The organism is Nocardia sp. NPDC003482 (assembly GCF_053588115.1).
Map to the genome: position 1 here is coordinate 209,543 of NZ_JBSFPI010000009.1, position 16,385 is coordinate 225,927.

A 16,385-nucleotide genomic window follows, 5' to 3' on the forward strand; every position below is an offset into this window, starting at 1 on the left:
GTCAGTGGCTCGGCAACCGGTCGGTCGACTTGTCGGCAAGGGCCGCTTCGACATTCGCGATCCCGGCCCGCACGACCGAACCGTATCCGTCGTCGGCGAGCGCGGGCGTCCCGGCGCGGGCCTGTTCGAGATGGCGGTGCGCCGCGTCGAACGAACCGAGGCGGCGGAAGTTGTCGGCCAGGTTCAGATGCAGCGACGGATAGAACCCGGCCACGCTGAGCCCCTCGTGGTGGGCGCGCACCCGCTCGTCGGTGAGCGCCTCGGCGGCGTCGAGGGCGCGCACATCCCAGGTGAGCGCCTCGGCCGGATCATCGAACAGGTCGGCCAGATAGTGCGCGATGGTGCAGCGGTGCAACGGATCTCCCGCCGCGCCCACCGTGCGCCACAGCGCCGTCATCCGCTCCCGCGCGCCCGCCGGATCCCCTTGTGCGCCAAGGGACATCGCCTCGGCGATCGCCGCCATCGTCGAATCGGTCATGGCGACACCGTAATCGAGAGGTCCGACAGATCTCGGCGGGAACAGCGCCCGGCCCTCAGCCGCGCAGCCGCCCGGTGCGGGCGAGGGTGCGCTTGGCGGTGGGGGACAGGCCGGGGGCGTCGGCGGCGGCCTCGGGCTGCTCCGGATTCGGCCGCACGAACAGGATGACCGTGGCGCCCTCGCTGAACCCGTGCCGCGCCATCATCCCCGCCGACGCCGAGTTCCCGGCCTCGACATCGGTGACGATGCGGCGCGCGCCCCGCGCGAACAGGGTCGCGCAGCAGATGTCGACCAGCCGCCCGGCGATGCCGCGTCCCTGCGCGTCCGGGGCGACCGCGATCCACTCCAGGTAACCCCAGTCCTCGCGCAGTTCGAACTCCATGGAGCCCAGCACGAAGCCGACCACGCGGTCGGAGTCGAGGGCGACCCAGCAGGAGCTGTCGGGCGTGTCGAGATGTTCGGCGACGGAGGTCAGCGACCACGACGTGTAGGGCTTGGCGTCGGTGTCGAACATCTCCTCGCCGAGGTCGAGGACCTCGCGCAGGTGGCCCAGTCCCATCGGGACGATGGCGATATCGGCGGCCACCCGGCTCACGCGCCCTTGCGGGTCGAGGTCTTGGACGATTTGCTCGCCGTCTTCTTGGCGGCGGCCTTCTTCGCGGGCTGCTTCTTGGCGGGTTGTTTCTTCGCGGTCGTCTTGGCGGCCGGTTCGGCCTTGCCGCCGCCGCGCCGCCCGGTCGCCTCGAGGCTGCGTTGCAGGGCCGCGACCAGGTCGACGACCTCGGCGTCCATCTCGGTGGGCGCGGCCTCCGGGGGCCGGGTGACCTTGCTGGAACCGGAGGCGATGGCCTCGTCGAGCATCTTCTTCAGCTCGATCTGGTACTCGTCGGTGTACATGTCCGGATCGAAGTCGTCGGACATGCTGTCGACGAGCGTTTCGGCCATGGTGAGTTCCTGTTTGCGCGGTTCGGCCACCCCGTCGAGCGATTCGAAGTCGGCCGTGCGCACCTCGTCGGGCCACAGCAGCGTCTGGAGCACCAGCACCCCGTCGCGCACCCGCAGCGCGCCGAGCCGGGTCTTCTGCCGCAGCGTGAAGTTCACCAGCGCCACCCGGTCGGTCTGCTCGAGCGTCTTGGCAAGCAGCACATAGGCTTTCGGGGTGTTGGAGTCGGGCTCGAGATAGTAGCTGCGGTCGAACAGCATCGGGTCGATCTGTTCGGACGGCACGAATTGCAGCACCGGGATCTCGTGTTTCTCGGCCACCGGCAGCTTCGCGAAGTCCTCGTCGGTGAGGATCACCCGATCCCCCTCCGGCGACTCGTACGCCTTATCGATGTCGGCGTACTGCACCGACTGCCCGCAGATCGTGCACACCCGGTCGTACTTGATCCGCCCCCCGTCCTTGGCGTGCACCTGATGGAACCGGATGTCATGATCCTCGGTGGCGGTATAGACCTTCACCGGGACATTCACCAGCCCGAACGCGATGGAGCCCTTCCAGATCGACCGCATACCCCGAGAGTACTTTCGATCCGTCCGTATTGTCCGCCGAAACGCGCCGGCCTACCCACCGGCCCGCGGCAACCGATGCAATTCGACCGCCCCGAGCACCCCACCCCTCACCTCCGCGGTCATATACGTGCAATACGGCTCCCGCCGCCGATCCGTAGGCGACCCCGGATTCAACAACCGCAGCCGCCCGCCCGCCACGCTGTCCCACGGAATGTGGCTGTGCCCGAACACGAGCACATCCACCTCCGGGAACCGGGCCAGACACCGCTCCTCCCGCCCCTTCGCCGCCCCCGTCTCGTGCACCACCCCGATCCGCACCCCGCCCAACTCCACCCGAGCCACCTCGGGCAACCGCTCCCGCAACTCACCCCCGTCGTTGTTCCCGTGCACCCCCACCACCCGCCGCGCCCGCCCCGCGAGCAACTCCAAGGTCGCCACATCCACCCAATCCCCGGCATGCACAACGACATCCGCCCGCTCCACCTCGGCGAGCAACTGCTCCGGCAGCCGCTTGGCCCGCACGGGCAGATGCGTATCCGACATCAACAGCAGGCGCACGGCTGGAACGGTACTACCCGGGTCGACTCAGCTCGTAACAAGGGAAGTCGTGCGGCCGACATTTCTTTCGATCGCCGGTGAAGGCCGCCGCCCAGGGTCCATTCGATCTTCTTGTGCCACGGGTCGAGCGTTCCCGGTTCGAACGGAGGAGACAGGTGAACAATCCAGCGCCGAATTGGTATCAGGACCCCTACGATGCCAGGTGGTTGCGGTACTGGGACGGTCGCCGTTGGACTGAGCACATCAGTCGTAACCCGGGTTTCGTCGAACCCCCGATCATCCCCACTCAGCCGCAGCCCGTTCCTGTTCACGTTCCCGTTCCCGAAACGCGACAGAACCGAGTGGAGCCGTCGAACGAGCGGTCGGATGTTCCCTTGTTCGGCGTTCGGAATTTCGCGCAACAGAAGTCCGAGGAGGTCGGGCAACTCCGAAAGGAATTGGAAGAGCTGCGGGCCGAGATGGACCGGCTCGGAGCTTTGGACGTGGTCGAACTCGCTCGGCAGAAGGAGGGGTTGCAGAAGAAGATCGACACGGGCCGACTCGTCTTGGAAGACCTCGAGCGAAAGATCGTGAAGACGCAGGAAGAGGAGATCCTGCAGGAGGTCGGCATCTACACCTATCGGCATCCGCTCAGTGACTCGATCACCTACAAGGAGGAACTGAAGCGCCTCCAGGATCGGATCAAGGTCATGGCCCGGCAGGACGGTGGCGCGGTACACTGCGCGAATTCGTGGAACGTCAACGGGTCGGCCGCGGAGGGACGTAAGCTCGTTCGAGATTTCTCGAAGCTCATGCTCCGGGCCTACAATGCCGAAGCGGATAATCTCGTCCGGTCGATGAAGCCCTACAAACTGGCGTCAGCGATCGACCGATTGGAGAAGGTCGCGACAACCATTGCGCGACTGGGAAATACGATGTCGATCCGGATCGCCTCCGACTATCAGGAATTGCGGATCGAAGAGCTCGAACTCACCGCGGATTATCTGGAGATGCTCGCCCGGGAGAAGGAGAAGGAACGGGAGGAGCGCGAGCGGCTTCGAGAGGAACGCAAGGTTCAGCAGGAAATCGAGCGCGAGCGCGAGCGGCTCGAGAAGGAGCGCCGGCATTACGCGAATGTGCTGGCCCGCCTGGAGGCCAACGGCGACCTGGCCGCCGTCGAACAGGCACGCGCCAAGTTGGAAGACATCGGGAAGGCCATCGAGGACGTCGACTATCGCGCCGCGAACGTGCGCGCGGGCTACGTCTACGTCATCTCGAACATCGGCGCGTTCGGCGAGCGCATGATCAAGATCGGAATGACACGGCGGCTCGAGCCCATGGACCGGATCCGGGAACTGGGAGATGCGTCGGTCCCCTTCAGATTCGACGTCCATGCCCTGTTCTTCGCCGAGGACGCCGTCGGCATCGAGGCCGAGATGCACCGGCGCTTGGACGACCGCCGGGTCAACCGGGTGAACCCGCGTCGCGAGTTCTTCTACGCCACACCCGTCGAAGCCCGCGAACATCTCGAAGAACTCGCGGGAGATCTGTTGGAGTTCACCGAATTACCCGAAGCCGTCGAGTTCCACCAGAGCCGGGAGACGACCCCAGCCGACGTCGCGTGATAGCGAGTCACCGCCCCGGGGTGGCCGGTGCGGCGGGCGTGGCCGCCAGCGGCGCGCCCACCCCGCCCACATCCGTGATCGTCCAATGCGCCGCCCGGTCCAATGTGATGGTGTACGTCGCTGTCGCCGTCACCCCGTCGGGCGTCTGACGACTGCGGGAGGTCATGTCCACGAAGACCTGGACCACGTACGTGTCACCGTTGTGTTGGGAGACCCTGGCGGCCAAGGGTTTTGCCGTGGAGGTGTATTGGAGTTGGGTGAGCAGGGGGCCCACCACGCCGACGGCGGCGTCGAGTTTGGTTTCGAGTTGTTCGGTGACGCCGGTGTTCAAGGCCGTGTGCCAGGTTTCGACGGCGTTGTAGTCGACCTTGGAGACATTGAGGGCGTAGGTGGTGGCCGCCTGCTCGGCTTGGGCTTCGGTGTCCAGCCGCGTGCGCAAGGCGTCGAGTTCGGCACCGGAGTCGTCGGTGAGCCACAGGACCGCGAAGGTCAGGGCGGCGGCGAGGGCGGCCGCCAGCACGGCCGCGGCGGGGCGGCGCACCAGGCGGGACGCGGTGGCGCTCCGCGTCTCGGAGGGCGCGTCCGCCGCGACCGTGGGGTCTTCGATATCGGTGTCCGACATGGCGATTCCTCGAGGGTGGTCAGCGGGGCGGGGCGGTGAGAGCGATGCGGAGGCGGTCGCCGGGGAGGGCGGCCAGGGCCTGTTCGAGCAGGGTCCCGAGGTCGATGGAACCGAGCAGCGGGCCGGTGGCTCGGGTCACGGGGCGCAGCGCGACGCCGATCGCGCCGAGTTCGGGTGCGAGGCGTTGCAGATAGTCGACGAGCTGGTTCTCCTGCTCGTGCCACGAACCCAGCACTTCGTTGCCGCGCAACTGGCGCGAACCCTCGAACAGATACCGATACGACACGCCCAGCGTCGCCCCGAAACCGTCCAATTGCGGTGGAGCCGAGGTCATCGCGGGCTTGGCCCAGTCGACATCGTGCATGGCCGTCATGAGATTCCGCAGCACCGTGTCGAGCGAATTCTGGTGCGCCAGTAGCGTGGCCAACAGCAGATCCGCGCTCCGCCCCAGTGTCGGCAGCGCCGTGTCCAATCCGGTCACCGCCTGGGCGAAGGTGTCCACCAGCCGCGCGGCCTGCCGCGGATCGATCTGCCCGAGCAGGGTGGAACTCGACGCGAGCAGTTCCGGCACCGAGGTGGGGATCCGCACGGGCCCGGTCAGGTGCGCGTCCTCGGCCAGAAACGGCCCGTCCGTCCCACTGGGCAGCAGCGCGAACACGGGTTCGCCCAGCGCCGAAAGGGTTTCGACCCGCATGGCGGAATCGACCGGAATCCGGTAGTCGGCGTCGTAGGACATCCTCATCCGCACCCCGCCCGGCACCCCGTGGATCTCGTCGACATGTCCGATGGTGACCCCGCGATACACCACCTCGGAGCCGCCGCGCAGCCCACCGCTCTCGCCGAGATCCACTGTCGCGTGGCGCATTTGCCGCGCGGGTTCCACATCGAGCACGCCCAGCACCAGATAACTGCCGCCCAGCACCAGCACCACCACCAGCGCCACCCCGGACAGCCAGTGCGGAATCCGGGTCATCGCAGCGCTCCGATCATCTGCAACAGCACCACCGCGTCCTTGGTGACGTCCCCGGGCCCGGCCACGCTCACCTGCCGGATGTTCACATTCGGGCCGAGCAGGAACGGAATGACCTTGTCCTGCGTCAACGTCATCGCCGCCGCCCCGTTGCCGCGCGATTCGGTCGCGCTGGGGGAGGGTTCGCGCAGCAGCGGCGCGATCTTGTCGAGGAATTCGTTCAGATGTGGGAGCCGGGGGATCAACCAGTCCAAACCCGTTGTGAGGGTGTTGATATCGATGACGACGTTCAGCACCGCCGTCATGAATTCCGGCACCCGCTCGAGCCGCCGCCGCGCGGTGTCGGAGAACATGAACCCGAGCCGGTCCCGCATCCCCGCGAGCCGTTGTGCCAGCTGATCGGTCGCCGCCAGCATGCGGTCGATATCGGCGGTGTCGGCGGCGGCGTCGCGCAGATTCGCGGTGATGCCCGCCGCGAGATCACGCGTCTCGGCCGGATCCCGCGGCAGCACGCTGTCGAGCCGATCGAACGCGTCCTGCAAGCGGGTGATGCTGCCGCCGTTGACGAACAGCGCGATCCGCTGCAGGATGTCCTCCACCTGCGGCCCGGGATCGGTGTCGCGCAAGGGAATCGTGTCGCCGTCGCCCAGCGGCGGGGCCGTGCCGCCCCGCGGCGGGAGCAGCGCCAGGTAGATGTCGCCGAGCACCGTGGTCTGCCGCAGTTCGGCGCGGGTGCCGCGCGGGAACCGTACCGCCGTGGTGAGGTCGAGATGGGCGACCGCGCACGCCGGGGTGAGCGAGATCGAGTGCAGCGAACCGACTTTCGTGCCGTTGCTGCGCACATCGGCGCCCGCGGGCAGGCTGAGCAGCGAGCTGAACTCGACATCGAGCCGATAGGTGGGCCCGCCCACCCCGGTTCCGGGCATGACGTAGTTGCTCGGGTTGAAACCGCATGCGGCCGTGGCCAAGACGGTCAAGACGACCAGTACGGCGGTGACAGGACGGATCATCGCGCGCCTCCGGCGAGGGTCACCAGCAATTGCGGTAGCGGCACGGTCCCGGCGGGATCGGCGGTGCTCACCTCGGGCGCCCGATAGTCCAGTGCCACCGCCCCGGGCTGCGCCTGAATCATGGTGCGCAGCATGGCGATCACCCCCGGGATGCGGTCGAGCAGATCCTTGGACTCCTCGGTGCGGGTGCGGACCAGCGTCATCACGGGGATGGTGGAGTTCAGCGCCTCCATCAGATACGGGAAATGCTGATCGAACAGCCGGTCCAGCGGTCCGACGGCGAGGGCGAGCTTCTCCACCACCACCTTCACCACGCCGAGCATGTGCTCGATGAGTTCCAGGCCGGGGCCGAAGGTGACCAGCGTCGTCTTCAGGTCGTCCCACTGCGCGGTGACGAATTCGCTCAACTCCGCGCCGTTGTCCAGCAGCCGTCCGAAGTGGCCGAGCAACGCATCCGGTTGCGCCAGCGCGTCGGCGAGTTGCCGCAGTTCCTGATTGATGGTCGGGCCCAGCCCCGACATCTCCCGATCGGTCCCGGTGAGCAGCCGTTGCAGCGGCGGCGTGCCGGAGGCGTCGGGTGCGGTGACCTGATGGACGAGTTTCGCGAACGAGTCCAGCGCGTCCGACGCGCTCACCGGCACCCGGGTCCGGTCCCGCGCGATGCACGCGTCGGCGGGCAGCAGCGGGCCGCCGTGATAGGACGCGTCGACCAGTTCCACCCGCCGATCGGTGAGGATCGACGAACCGACCACGGCCGCACCGACATTCGCGGGCAGCGGGCGATCGTCGAGGGTCATGCGGACCCGCACGTGACCGCCCTGCGGTTCCAAAGCGCGCACCTTGCCGACGGTGATGCCGCGGATGGTGACCGCCGCGTCGTCGTAGAGCCCGTAGGTGGTGTCGAAATCCGCGCAGAGCGAACGCGTCTCGGCGCGCCCGACCTGCCAGCGCACGGTGGCGGCGGTGGCGAGGACGACGGCCACCGCGACCACCACCAGCGACATCCGGGACGGCGGTTTCATCTCAGCACCCCTTCCCCGGCAGCGGCAGGCACAGATTCGGCGCGGCCACGGTCAACCCGCTCTGGTCGATCAGCGCCGCGCCCTCGGGCCCCGCCAGCGCGCCGAGCTCGGTGACGGTCTCGGTGAGCGCGCGCATCGTTCGGTCGGTCTCGGCGAGCAATTGGCCGCCCAGATCGCGGGTCTGCTCGAGTGGCGGCAGCAGCGGTTCCACCTTGGTGGCGTAGGGGCCGGACAGGAAGTCGAACAGCGTCCCGACGATGGCGGCCGTGGCGTCGGCGAAGGTCTTGACCTTGGCGCGGGTGGCGACGATCTGCGGACCCAGCAACGCGTAGGCGCGCAGCACCTCCGCGGCCATGGCCTGATTGTCGCGCACGGCCTGGACGTATTCGTCGGACAGCGCGACCAGTTCCCGGATGCGGTCGCGCTGGGTGGCGAACAGCTCCACCACCTTCTGTAGATCGGTCACCGAACCGCGGAGGGCGTCGGGCGCGCCGGACACCGCGGCCGCCGCCCCGGACAGGCTCGATCGCAGCCCGTCGATGTCCACCTTGTCGGTCTCGGACTTCGCGGCGGCGACGAGATCGTTGACCACGAACGGCAACCGGGCCCGCGTCGCCGGGATCGCGCCGCGCAACGGTCCCGCGCCCGCGGGCAGCACCGCCAGGTACAGCCCGCCGACCGGGGTGAGCATCCGGACGTCGACCGAGGTCGAATCGCCCAGGCGCACACCCGATTTCATCGAGAACTCGATCTCCACGTCGTCGCCGCGCAACCGCAGGCCCAGCACCCGCCCCACCGGAACCCCCGCCACCCGCACGCCCTCCCCGCCGTGCAGCCCACCGGCCTCCGGCAGCGCCAGGTGATAGGTGGTGTACCCGGGCGGATGCACGTACAGCACGCCCGCCGCGGCCAGCAGCACCGTCACCACGACGAGGCTGAGCACCGCCCAGATCGTCTGGGCTCGCGGGGTCGCCTCCTCGGAGCCGAGCGAGATCCGCGGCAGTGCCGGACGGTGCGGTAGCGCGGGCACCCGGGTGAACGTGGCGATCATCATCGGCCTCCGTTGCAGACGGTCAGCTGCCGCCCCGCCAGCAGCACGGCGGCGGTCACCGGCAGCGGGAAAGCGCCGTTGCCGCACCGTGATTCGGGCGCGGCGGCGGGAATCATCGTGTTGAGCCCCTCGAGCAGCCCCGGCAGCAGCGACAGCGAGCGGACCGCCTCGCGGGTGTCGGGGATGGTCTCGTCGATGCGGCGGGTCAGATCGTCGGCGTGGTCGCGCGCGCCCAGCCCCAGCAGCGACACCGAATCCACCAGGCGCACCACCTCGCTCAGCTCCACCGAACCCTTGTCCATCAGCGACAGGAATTCGTCCATCCGGCTGGCGATGGGCATGAAGATCGAATGGAACACTTGCAGGATCGCCTCCAGATTCTGCGAGCGGCCGCCGAGTTTGTCCGAGACGATTTGCAGGTTGTCCACGATGGCGGTCATCAGCGCGGTGCGGTCCTCGGCGTAGGACGACAGCGTCGCCACATCGCGCAGCACCGGGGCCATATCGTTGCCGCTGCCCTCGATCAGCGCGGTGAGATTGCGCGCGAGCCGGTTGTACACCGCGGGATCGGCCTCGGTCAGCAGCGGGCGCAATCCGTTGAACACGGTGGTGATGTCGAAGGAGTCGACGGTGTGGGTGACGAGTTCGCCCGGCGCGAGGGTGCGTCCGTCCGCGCCCTGGGTGAGTGCGAGATACCGTTGGCCGCTGAGGTTCTGGAACTTCACCGCGAGTTCGTCGGTGTCGCGCAGCCGGTACTCGGTGCGCAGGGTGAACGTCACCCGCGCGGTGGCGTCCGGGCCGAGTTCGATTCCGGTGACCTTGCCGACCTGCACCCCGCGCAGTCGCACGTCCGCGTTGTTCCGCAAACCGAACACATCGGCGAAACGCGCGTGGTACGTGCGGGTTTCACCGCCCACGGGCCGCTGGACGGCCTGCACGATCAGCGTCACGATCAGGCCCACGAGCACGGCGAGCACGGCCAGGCGCAGGGCGGATCGGCGGGCGTTCTTCATCGCGGCGCCTCCCCGGCGGTCCGCAGCGGCATCGCGAAGGCGGGGAACCCCTGCAGGATGATCTCGGTGTCGAGGGCGACGCGGTCGCCGTCGCGGTGCAGCGCGCCGTCGGCCCCGGCGAGCAGGCGGCGCACCTGATCGGGGGTCACATCGCGCAGGCCCTGATTCGTCGGCACCAGCAGATCCAGCAACACGTCGAACGATTCGCTGAACGGGCCGAGCGCGCCGACGAACTTCCCGGCGAAGGAGAACACCAGATTCGACACCTCCACGATGGTGTCGTGCGCCAGCCCCACCTGGCCGTTGTCGTCGAGTTCGGGCACCGACGCCAGCGCGTCCAGAATGCCCAGCGCCGAGGGGGTGAACGCGGCCACGCCCTCGGTGAGGTCGGCGACCTTGGGCAGCAGGTCACGCATCGGCATGTTCTGATTGCGTTGCAGCGTGCGCAGAGTCAGCAGACCCGCGGCCAGCATCGGCGCGGTGCGGCTGGTCAGCGCCGCGGCCCCGTCGACGGAGACGGTCAGCTGCGCGGTCACCACGTCGAGGATCGCGCGGCCGGAGTCGCGCAGGATCTGGGTGACGGTGTAGTTGCCGACCGCGTCGGCCATATCCAGCACGCTGCCCGGCGCGATCGGCGAACCCCCTTGCGCCGGAATGAGTTCCAGCGCCGTGGTGCCGAAGACGTTGGCGGAGACGAACCGGGCCCGCATCGCCGTCGACAGTTCGCGCAGCGGCGCGTCGCCGACGCTGACGGTCAGCAGCTGCCGGTCCGGCCCCTGCGGCCGCACGTCGACGACGGAGCCGATGGTGAGCCCGCGCAGGCGGACCCCCGTACCGGGACCGACCCCGTCGCCGAGCGCGGTGACGGTCAGCCCGAAATCGGTGTGCCCGTTCCGATTCGGTTGCGCCGACCGCCACGCCACCCCCGTCACCACCGCCAGGGCGACGAGTACCGCGATCCCCCGGATCCGCAACCCCCACTCGTCCGGTCCGCGTCCGGAGTCGATTCTGCTGATCATGCTCACCCCGAGAAGCTGAGTGTGGTTTCCAGCCCCCACATGACGACCGTGAGGACCATGTCGGTCACGGTGATCAGCACCAGGCTGGCCCGGATCGCGCGCCCGGACGCGATACCCACGCCCTCGGGGCCGCCGCGCGCGTAGAAGCCCTGATAGGCGTGCACGAGGGTGACCACCATGACGAACACCACGACCTTCACCAGCGAGTAGCCGAGATCGGTTGCGTCGACGAACATTCGGAAGTAGTGGTCGTAGGCGCCCGAGCCCTGCCCGTGCACGACGGTGACGGTGACGCCGGTGGTCCAGAACCCCAGCGCCAGCGCGATGAGATAGGAGGGGATCACCGTGAGCACGCCCGCCAGCAGCCGCGCGGACACCACGTACGGCACCGGATCGATGGCCTGCGCCTCGAGCGCGTCGATCTCCTCGGAGATCCGCATCGCCCCCACCTCCGCGGTGATCCGGCACCCCGCCTGCGCGGCGAAGCCGACCGCGGCGACCAGCGGGGCCAGCTCGCGCGGATTGGCGATCGCCGACATCACCCCGGCGAGCGGGCCGATGCCGAGCATGTCCAGGGCGGTGTAGCCGACGAGCCCGACCATGCCGCCCGCGACCACGCCCATGATCGCCAGCACCGGGGCCACCCCGCCGCCCACCACCACCGAACGCCCGTTGCCCCAGGCCAGATCGGTGAAGATGCTGATCGTGTGCCTGCGATGGTAGCGCAGCGTGTGCCCGATCCCGCGGAAGGTTGCCCAGCCGAACTGGAGTTGCAGGCCGAGTTCCTCGATCGGCAGCCACGCGCGTGCGGCACCGCGTGTCCAGCGGAATCCCTTGGGGCGGTAGGACGTCGGGGTCGCCACCCACGGCCGGGCCATCACAGGAACCTCATCGGCGCGAACATCAGGGTGATCTGCGTGATCACCAGATCGATCACCATGCAGGCCAGAATCCCCAGCACCACGGCGGCGTTCACCGCGTCGGCCACGCCCTTGGGCCCGCCCTTGGCCTCGAGCCCGCGATGGCTGGCGATGACGGCGACCACGTACCCGAAGATCGCGGCCTTGCCGAGGCAGATGATCAGATCGGTGACCGAGGCGAAGCTGCCGAACGACAGCCAGTACGACCCGGGCGCCACGCCCTGCCCGACCGCCGCCACCACGAAACTGGCGAGCACGCTCATCAGGATGATCAGCACCGACAGCATCGGCGCGACCACGGCCATGGCCAGCAGCCGTGGCGCGACGAGCCGCTGCTGGGGATCCACACCCATCGTGCGCATGGCGTCGATCTCCTCGCGGATCGTGCGCGAGGCCAGATCCGACGCGATCGCCGACCCGCCCGCGCCGCCGACCAGCAGGGCCGCGGCCAGCGGCGCGATCTGCTGCATGACGCCCATCCCGCCGACCGCTCCGGCCATCGAGGTCGCGCCGACGTTCGCGGTCACGCTGCCGACCTGCACCGCGATCACCACACCCATCGGCAGGGCGATGAGGATCGCGGGCCACATCGACACCGAGACGAAGAACCAGCCCTGAATCAGCGCCTCCCGCACCGGGAATCGTCCCCCGGCGGCGTCGCTCACCAGAATTCCCGTGGCGCGCGCGCCCAGCCGCACTACCCGGCCGAGCGTACGCACGTTGGCCGTGAGCCGGTGCGGCGCAACCGATTCCACCCGCTCCGTCGCGGGTTCGGCGAGTGCTCCCATGCCTGCCCATCCTCCGAACGATGAGGCTCTGAGCCGTCAACTCTGAATGAATTAGCCTTCACATACGCGCCGACGGAAGCGGGGTCGGCGACGCGTGAAAGCCTGATAGACGGTCGGCCCTCGATCTATCAACGAATGGTGGCACACCCGAGGTGCGGGCCGGAGGCGATTCGGGAGATTGTCCCAAAGTGACATATACCCAGGCGATTTGCCGTGCTTCGAGAGAGATGGGGGCGAGATCTATCAATCGCCGGAGAGCTGTGTCACACTGTGTTGATAGTTCAGAGTCGCTGTTTCTATCACCTCGGATGGTCGCTCGCCGAGGGGGAGGAGCCGGAGAATGTCCACGGCAGAACAAGAATCCCCATTGACTTCTGAGCTTCGGCCGATCGGTCCGGGCTCCGCCACCTGGCGGTGGGGTTTCGACTGGCGCGGCGTGCTCGGCGCCCGCGCGGTGATCCTGCTCGAGGTGGCGCATCCGATCGTCGGCGCGGGCGTCATCGACCACTCCGAATTCCTCAGCGACCGTTGGTCGCGCATCACCCGCACCTTCGCCTCCGCGCAGCGGGTCGCGGGCTTCCACGGCGCGGACGCGGCGGTGGCCGAGGGACAGCGGCTGCGCGAGATGCATCGCGGCATCGCGGGCGTGGACGCGCGGGGCAGGCGCTATCACGCGCTCAACGCCGACGCCTATCTGTGGGTGCACGCCACCGGCTACGCCGGGCCCGCCGAGGTGCGCCGCGTCTTCGACGGGCGCGTCGACGAAGCCAAGGAGGAGGCCGTGTTCCGCGAGTGGCGGGACCTGGCCGCGGTGCTGCGCATCCCCGACCGCGTGGTGCCCGCGACCCGCGCCGAGTTCTGGGACTACTACCACCGCACCGCGAACGAGGTCCTCGAACGCAACGCCGCCACCGACCTGATCATCGAACTCGACCGCAAGCCGATGCCGGTGCCGCCGAATCTGCGTGTGCCGCAAGCGCTCTGGAACGGTTTCGCGCTGCCGCTGGCGGCCCTGTGGCGGCTGTCGACCGCCGGGCTGGTGCCGCCCGCGGTCCGCGACCGCCTCGGGCTGGACTGGTCCCCGGCGCGGGCCCGGCGGTTCGATCGGCTGGTCCGATCGGTGCGGACGCTGGACCGGGCGCTGCCCGACCGGATTCGCCACCCCGCCGCCGCGCGCACCACCACCCGACCCTGAATCCCTGTCCCGTCGACGCTGCCGAGGACGATCCGCCATGACGCTCGATGCCCTGCCCGCCGATCCGCCGCCGACCCGGCGGGCCGCCCGCGACGCCGCCGACGCCGCCGACACCCGATTCCTGCTCGACGAACTCTCACCCGGCCTCGGACCCGCCTACGGTTCGGCCAATGTCATCATGCAGCTGGCCAATTCGAAGGTCGCCTACGGCGTGATGGAGAGCCGCGTCGACAGCGGCAACCTGCACAAGCACCCGGTCAAGCGGGCCCGCACCACGATGACCTACATCGCGGTCGCGCTCGCGGGCAACGCCCAGGACCGGCGCATCTACCGGGAGGCGGTGAACGCCTCGCACGTGCAGGTGCGCTCGACCGAGCGAAGTCCGGTGCGCTACAACGCCTTCGACCCCACCCTGCAACTGTGGGTGGCGACCTGCCTGGCGCTGGTCTTCGACGACAGCCGGAAGTTGCGGCGCGGCAAGACCTTTCACGATCCGGAGGTCACCCATCAGGCCGCGTCGGTGTTCGCGACCACGTTGCAGGTGCCCCGGCAGCTGTGGCCCGCCGACCGGGAAGCGCTCGAGCGCTACCGCGAACAGCAACTCGACCATCTCGATTTCGACGAGCCGACCCGCCGCTTCCTCGTCGGCATCGCCCGGCTGGACTTCCTGCCCGCCCCGGTTCCGGCGTTGCTGGGGGAGTGGAATCTGTTCATGACGCTGGGCTATCTGCCGCCGCAGTTGCGCGCGAAGCTCGGTTACCCCTGGACCGCCGACGACGAGCGCCGCTTTCAGCGCTGGCTCGCCCTCGGCCGCCTGATCGATCGACTCACCCCGCGCGCGGTCGTGCGGACGATGACACTGTTGCAGGTCTGGGACATGCGGCTGCGGTACGTCCTCGGCCTGACCGTGGTGTGAGCCGTGATTCCGTTCCGCATCGACACCGAAGGAAGTTCACCGTGACCACCGCACCGGAACAGCGACTGCTCGTCGACGGCGAGCCGCTCGAGCTGATCCCGCCCGACTCGCTCACCGCCGAGATGGTCGGGCACTGGACCTATCTGCTGCTCGAGGCGGCGGCGTTCCTCATGCAGGGCATGCACCCGGTCATCGCCGAGGTGGTGGACCGCTACTCGATCTCGCGCACCGATCCCGGCGGCCGGGCCATCCGCTCGGTGGACTCGGTGCTGCGCTGGACCTACGGCGGCCTCGAGGCGGTCGAGGAGGGGCGGCGGCTGCGCTCGCTGCACCAGCCGCTGACGATGCGATCGAGCACCACCGGCAAGCACATCAGCGCGCTGGATCCCGGTGCCTACCAATGGGTCATCGCCACCGCGTACATCACCACCATCAACGCCGGGCCGCTGCTGATCGGGCGCGAGTTCACCACCGCCGAGCGGGAGGAACTGCTCACCGACAACCGGCGGCTGGCGCGGTTGTTGCAGGTGCCGATGAGGGGGTACCCGGCCACCCACGAGGAGTTCGAGACCTACTTCGACCGCATGATCGACACCACCCTCGAGGCCAACGCGCAAACCCTCGACGCGGTACGTGACCTGCGCGCCGGGCGGCCCGGACCCGAGCAACTCGCGAAAATGCCCGCGCCGCTGCGGCCGTTGGTGACGGCGGCGATGCGCCCGATGCTGCGGATGACGTATCTGGCCATGGTCTCGGCGATGGACGAGCGCGTCCGGGCGATGCTCGACGTGGAACTGACCGCCAAGGAAAAGGCGAGCGCGGCACGGATTTTCGCGGTGATCAGACTGGCCTACCGGGTGCTGCCGGACCGTCTCACCTACTTCCCGCTGGCCTACCACGCCCGCAAGCACCACCAGTGCGTTCAGGCCATGCGGCGGCGCGAACTCGAGTCGGCGGCGTACCAGGTGCGCCCGAAGCAGCCGATCGACAAGCCGGTGCTCACCCTCGGCGAGACGCGCTGACCCCGAGCGCGGTGATAGAAAGGGAACCGACCCGGAAGACGCCGACCCCACGGAGCTCAGGTGGCCGAACCCGCGATACCCCTCGGCCGACTGCCCGCCGAGCGGGCCGAGCTCGATCCGACCGCGCGCCGCATCGTGACCGCTGCCCGGACCTGTTTCGTCGAGTACGGCTTCGCCGACACCACCATGCAGCGCATCGCCGACGCCGCCGGGGTGGGGGTGGCCACGGTGTATCGCCGCTTCGGGCACAAGCGGAATCTGGTGCGGCTCACCATCATCGACGAGGCACTGCGGGTGAGCGCGCTCATCGACGAGGTCGCCGAGCGAGCCGAATCGGCCGTGGACGGGGTGGTGGAGGTGTTCGCGGCGTTTGTGCACGCGGCCTCCGCGCCGAAGTTGCTCACCCGCAGCATCCGGGCGTCGCCCGCGGCGGGGGAGTTGTCGGCGTTCCTCACCGACGAGAACGTCATCGCCGTCTCCCGTGAACGGGTGGCGGCGCGGCTGCGGCTGTGGCAGGCCCAGGGCCAGATACCGGCCGACCTCGATGTGGAGATCGTCGGCGAGATGCTGTCCCGGCTGATGATCTCGCTGGTCGAGACTCCCGAATCGGTGATCCCCATCAAGAACATCGACCGCGCCCGGGATTTCGCGCGCCGGTATCTGGTGCCCCTGGTCGGTGGCTGAG

18 protein-coding genes are annotated in these 16,385 nt (G+C 68.8%); 5 read left to right on the forward strand and 13 right to left on the reverse strand.

Features of this window, described 5'->3' with window-relative positions:
• Window position 1 precedes the first annotated feature (1 nt).
• Genes ACWDSJ_RS16540 through ACWDSJ_RS16555 form a run of 4 tightly spaced genes read right to left on the reverse strand, consistent with a single transcriptional unit; the run spans window position 2 to window position 2,548 of the window.
• Complete coding sequence (locus ACWDSJ_RS16540) at window positions 2-478, reverse strand: hypothetical protein (protein ID WP_450032815.1); 477 nt, start codon at window positions 476-478, stop codon at window positions 2-4.
• A gap of 55 nt (window positions 479-533) precedes the next feature.
• Complete coding sequence (locus ACWDSJ_RS16545; protein WP_450032817.1) at window positions 534-1,073, reverse strand: GNAT family N-acetyltransferase; 540 nt, start codon at window positions 1,071-1,073, stop codon at window positions 534-536.
• Complete coding sequence (gene ku / locus ACWDSJ_RS16550) at window positions 1,070-1,990, reverse strand: non-homologous end joining protein Ku (RefSeq protein WP_450032819.1); 921 nt, start codon at window positions 1,988-1,990, stop codon at window positions 1,070-1,072. The genes ACWDSJ_RS16545 and ku overlap by 4 nt, the downstream gene beginning before the upstream one ends.
• Window positions 1,991-2,041: 51 nt before the next feature.
• A complete protein-coding gene (locus tag ACWDSJ_RS16555) occupies window positions 2,042-2,548 on the reverse strand; it encodes a metallophosphoesterase family protein (protein WP_450032821.1) in 507 nt (168 codons plus the stop codon).
• A gap of 155 nt (window positions 2,549-2,703) precedes the next feature.
• Here ACWDSJ_RS16555 and ACWDSJ_RS16560 point away from each other — a divergent pair, with 155 nt between their 5' ends.
• A complete protein-coding gene (locus ACWDSJ_RS16560; protein ID WP_450032823.1) occupies window positions 2,704-4,152 on the forward strand; it encodes a DUF4041 domain-containing protein in 1,449 nt (482 codons plus the stop codon).
• A gap of 7 nt (window positions 4,153-4,159) precedes the next feature.
• On the opposite strand, the gene ACWDSJ_RS16565 is transcribed toward ACWDSJ_RS16560, so the two are convergent.
• Genes ACWDSJ_RS16565 through ACWDSJ_RS16605 form a run of 9 tightly spaced genes read right to left on the reverse strand, consistent with a single transcriptional unit; the run spans window position 4,160 to window position 12,567 of the window.
• Entirely contained in the window at window positions 4,160-4,774 is a 615-nt protein-coding gene (locus ACWDSJ_RS16565; RefSeq protein WP_450032825.1) for a hypothetical protein, read from the reverse strand.
• A 19-nt stretch (window positions 4,775-4,793) separates the two neighbouring features.
• Window positions 4,794-5,747 carry an MlaD family protein gene (locus ACWDSJ_RS16570; protein WP_450032827.1) on the reverse strand — a complete coding sequence of 318 codons (954 nt, stop codon included), beginning with the start codon at window positions 5,745-5,747 and terminating at the stop codon, window positions 4,794-4,796.
• Complete coding sequence (locus ACWDSJ_RS16575; RefSeq protein ID WP_450032829.1) at window positions 5,744-6,754, reverse strand: MlaD family protein; 1,011 nt, start codon at window positions 6,752-6,754, stop codon at window positions 5,744-5,746. Before ACWDSJ_RS16575 ends, ACWDSJ_RS16570 begins: the two co-directional genes overlap by 4 nt.
• Entirely contained in the window at window positions 6,751-7,776 is a 1,026-nt protein-coding gene (locus tag ACWDSJ_RS16580; RefSeq protein ID WP_450032831.1) for an MlaD family protein, read from the reverse strand. The genes ACWDSJ_RS16575 and ACWDSJ_RS16580 overlap by 4 nt, the downstream gene beginning before the upstream one ends.
• Before the next feature lies 1 nt (window position 7,777).
• Window positions 7,778-8,830, reverse strand: a complete 1,053-nt coding sequence (locus ACWDSJ_RS16585; RefSeq protein WP_450032833.1) for an MlaD family protein — start codon at window positions 8,828-8,830, stop codon at window positions 7,778-7,780.
• The gene (locus tag ACWDSJ_RS16590; protein ID WP_387366076.1) at window positions 8,827-9,840 is read right to left on the reverse strand and encodes an MlaD family protein; all 1,014 of its coding nucleotides are present in this window, start codon (window positions 9,838-9,840) and stop codon (window positions 8,827-8,829) included. The genes ACWDSJ_RS16585 and ACWDSJ_RS16590 overlap by 4 nt, the downstream gene beginning before the upstream one ends.
• Window positions 9,837-10,859 carry an MlaD family protein gene (locus tag ACWDSJ_RS16595; protein WP_450032836.1) on the reverse strand — a complete coding sequence of 341 codons (1,023 nt, stop codon included), beginning with the start codon at window positions 10,857-10,859 and terminating at the stop codon, window positions 9,837-9,839. Before ACWDSJ_RS16595 ends, ACWDSJ_RS16590 begins: the two co-directional genes overlap by 4 nt.
• Window positions 10,860-10,861: 2 nt before the next feature.
• Window positions 10,862-11,737 carry an ABC transporter permease gene (locus ACWDSJ_RS16600; protein ID WP_450032838.1) on the reverse strand — a complete coding sequence of 292 codons (876 nt, stop codon included), beginning with the start codon at window positions 11,735-11,737 and terminating at the stop codon, window positions 10,862-10,864.
• The gene (locus ACWDSJ_RS16605; RefSeq protein ID WP_387366085.1) at window positions 11,737-12,567 is read right to left on the reverse strand and encodes an MlaE family ABC transporter permease; all 831 of its coding nucleotides are present in this window, start codon (window positions 12,565-12,567) and stop codon (window positions 11,737-11,739) included. Before ACWDSJ_RS16605 ends, ACWDSJ_RS16600 begins: the two co-directional genes overlap by 1 nt.
• A gap of 367 nt (window positions 12,568-12,934) precedes the next feature.
• Here ACWDSJ_RS16605 and ACWDSJ_RS16610 point away from each other — a divergent pair, with 367 nt between their 5' ends.
• The 4 genes from ACWDSJ_RS16610 to ACWDSJ_RS16625 all read left to right on the forward strand — a co-directional run bounded on the left by ACWDSJ_RS16610 (window position 12,935) and on the right by ACWDSJ_RS16625 (window position 16,384).
• Window positions 12,935-13,762, forward strand: a complete 828-nt coding sequence (locus ACWDSJ_RS16610; protein ID WP_387366088.1) for an oxygenase MpaB family protein — start codon at window positions 12,935-12,937, stop codon at window positions 13,760-13,762.
• Between the two features lie 37 nt (window positions 13,763-13,799).
• Window positions 13,800-14,678 carry an oxygenase MpaB family protein gene (locus ACWDSJ_RS16615; protein ID WP_450032842.1) on the forward strand — a complete coding sequence of 293 codons (879 nt, stop codon included), beginning with the start codon at window positions 13,800-13,802 and terminating at the stop codon, window positions 14,676-14,678.
• Between the two features lie 41 nt (window positions 14,679-14,719).
• Complete coding sequence (locus ACWDSJ_RS16620) at window positions 14,720-15,700, forward strand: oxygenase MpaB family protein (protein ID WP_450032844.1); 981 nt, start codon at window positions 14,720-14,722, stop codon at window positions 15,698-15,700.
• 75 nt (window positions 15,701-15,775) lie between these two features.
• Window positions 15,776-16,384 (forward strand): TetR/AcrR family transcriptional regulator, encoded by a 609-nt coding sequence (locus tag ACWDSJ_RS16625; protein ID WP_387366191.1) that lies wholly within the window; start codon window positions 15,776-15,778, stop codon window positions 16,382-16,384.
• Window position 16,385 lies beyond the last annotated feature (1 nt).

Bases quoted from the DNA above. Each gene is read 5' to 3' on its own strand.
- ACWDSJ_RS16615 (WP_450032842.1), top strand. From the start codon at position 13,800: ATGACGCTCGATGCCCTGCCCGCCGATCCGCCGCCGACCCGGCGGGCC.
- ACWDSJ_RS16590 (WP_387366076.1), bottom strand. From the start codon at position 9,840: ATGAAGAACGCCCGCCGATCCGCCCTGCGCCTGGCCGTGCTCGCCGTG.
- ACWDSJ_RS16570 (WP_450032827.1), bottom strand. From the start codon at position 5,747: ATGACCCGGATTCCGCACTGGCTGTCCGGGGTGGCGCTGGTGGTGGTG.
- ACWDSJ_RS16595 (WP_450032836.1), bottom strand. From the start codon at position 10,859: ATGATCAGCAGAATCGACTCCGGACGCGGACCGGACGAGTGGGGGTTG.
- ACWDSJ_RS16575 (WP_450032829.1), bottom strand. From the start codon at position 6,754: ATGATCCGTCCTGTCACCGCCGTACTGGTCGTCTTGACCGTCTTGGCC.
- ACWDSJ_RS16585 (WP_450032833.1), bottom strand. From the start codon at position 8,830: ATGATGATCGCCACGTTCACCCGGGTGCCCGCGCTACCGCACCGTCCG.
- ACWDSJ_RS16580 (WP_450032831.1), bottom strand. From the start codon at position 7,776: ATGAAACCGCCGTCCCGGATGTCGCTGGTGGTGGTCGCGGTGGCCGTC.
- ACWDSJ_RS16605 (WP_387366085.1), bottom strand. From the start codon at position 12,567: ATGGGAGCACTCGCCGAACCCGCGACGGAGCGGGTGGAATCGGTTGCG.
- ACWDSJ_RS16600 (WP_450032838.1), bottom strand. From the start codon at position 11,737: ATGGCCCGGCCGTGGGTGGCGACCCCGACGTCCTACCGCCCCAAGGGA.
- ACWDSJ_RS16540 (WP_450032815.1), bottom strand. From the start codon at position 478: ATGACCGATTCGACGATGGCGGCGATCGCCGAGGCGATGTCCCTTGGC.
- ACWDSJ_RS16565 (WP_450032825.1), bottom strand. From the start codon at position 4,774: ATGTCGGACACCGATATCGAAGACCCCACGGTCGCGGCGGACGCGCCC.
- ku (WP_450032819.1), bottom strand. From the start codon at position 1,990: ATGCGGTCGATCTGGAAGGGCTCCATCGCGTTCGGGCTGGTGAATGTC.